At 63.4% G+C, this 1,804-nt stretch carries 1 protein-coding gene; it reads right to left on the minus strand.

Features of this window, described 5'->3' with window-relative positions:
• Positions 1-41: 41 nt before the first annotated feature.
• Complete coding sequence (locus EYB53_RS25230; RefSeq protein WP_135482387.1) at positions 42-1,577, minus strand: BREX-1 system adenine-specific DNA-methyltransferase PglX; 1,536 nt, start codon at positions 1,575-1,577, stop codon at positions 42-44.
• Between the last annotated feature and the right edge of the window lie 227 nt (positions 1,578-1,804).

The following is a 1,804-nucleotide window of genomic DNA, read 5'->3' on the forward strand; positions in this document are numbered from 1 at the left end:
ATGGGATCGGCAATTCTCAAGATCACCACCGGCAATTCTAATTATCGTTGATCACAGTAGCGCATCGCTGTGTGCGACCAGTCGTAGTCACCCCGTTCAAGGGCCTGCCAGCATTTCTTCGGCTCGACGGCCCAGGCTGGCATCAGCGTGTAGAGCGGTGCCAGATTGATCAGTACGCCGTCGTCGATCGCCGGACGCCAGCCAGCAATCTCGCCGCGCTCGTTGGGCCGCTCGATCACGGCGCGGATGAGGCGGGCAAACTCCTCGGCGTCGGTGAGCCGCTCGGCCACCTCGTCGCGCTCGCGCTCGACGGCCTTGCGGGCACGACCAGGCGCCGCCGCCGCGACCTGCCCCTGGAACTCGCCAAGCCGTCCACGCAACGCATTGACGCGACCCTGCAAATAGCGGTTGCCGAGGATCAGCGGCAGACTGTCGCCGGTGAGTCGCTCGTGGAAGAGGAGGATGCTGAAGGTCTTGCGTGGCGACTGCAACAACCAGTAGACCGGGCGCTTGCGGTACTGGCGCACATGCTCTTTGTAGAAGTCGCCGATGAGATAGCTGACCAGCGGCTTGCCACCCGTCGCCACCGCGATCAAACGGTGCGCCTCCTCCTCGCCAACCATCAACTCCAGCACCCGCTCAACCCGCGCGCCGAGGTCATCGGGGTGACCGGACTCGATCATGCCGAGGCCATCCTCATCGGCTAGCCCACGCAACTGCGCGGCGACCTCGGGGGTAAAGCGACCACGACCGATGTTGCCCCCCACCCCCTGCCCCTCCCCCACGCGGGGGGAGGGGAGTTTGCCCCCCACCCCCTGCCCCTCCCCCACGCGGGGGGAGGGGTGTTTGTGTGCCACCAGATCAGCTGGGTGGTCACCATCTCCCCCCTCCCCCCTTGTGGGGGAGGGGGGCCGGGGGGGTGGGGGGGTGAGGTGTTGTCGCGCCACCAGATCAACTGGGTTGCCCCCCACCCTCTGCCCCTCCCCCACGAGGGGGGAGGGGTGTTTGCCCCCATCTCCCCCCTCCCCCCTTGTGGGGGAGGGGGGCCGGGGGGGTGGGGGCCCCCCCCCACTTGGCCGAAAACGCCCCAACGCAACGCCAAGCGCATAACTGATCCACTGGCGGGCGAGTTGGTCCGTGGTCAGTTGTTCGTTGTCCGTGGTCAGTTGTTCGTTGTCCGTCGTCGGTTGTTCGTCATCGTCTTCAACGGACAACGAACTACTAACTACGGACAATTCAGCCTCAATCGCCGCCCGATCCTCGCCCGCGATGCCGTAGAGCCGATAGACCTCCTCGTCAATCTCCTGCTCGATAGCAGCAAGCTCGGCGCGGCGCGCGGCAACATCGGCCCCACCGTTGGGCCACGCCGGCGGCGCCACGAAGTCGTAGGTTGTCTCACTCTCGACGCTATCCTCCCTGGCAAGGGCAATCGCCCGCTCAACGAGCCCATCAAGCACAGCGCTGGTCTGCGTGGGGATAGGCAGACGGGCGAGGTCACCGACCTGGAAATTGACGGTAGGGTTGACGAGCTTGAGCGTATATTCCACAAGAGGTGAGTTAAGTAACGCGAGAACCAAGAGGGTATTCTCCGCTGGTGGGAACAAAGAAGAACCAGACACATCGAAGACGAACCCACCAGGCGAGAGGCGAGCACTGAATTTACCTGATGTCAGCGCTGAATATGTAACTCCACGAAAAAAATAGTAGTCCTCATTAGGAACAATCCAGTTGGTATTATTCCCAAGATACGTATCCTCTCCAAAAGCGCTGGATCAGGCCGTCGGTTGCGCCGCGATTCCCGCCC

Origin of the sequence: Candidatus Chloroploca mongolica, assembly GCF_004762035.2 — a bacterium.
In the GTDB taxonomy this organism is placed as follows: domain Bacteria; phylum Chloroflexota; class Chloroflexia; order Chloroflexales; family Chloroflexaceae; genus Chloroploca; species Chloroploca mongolica.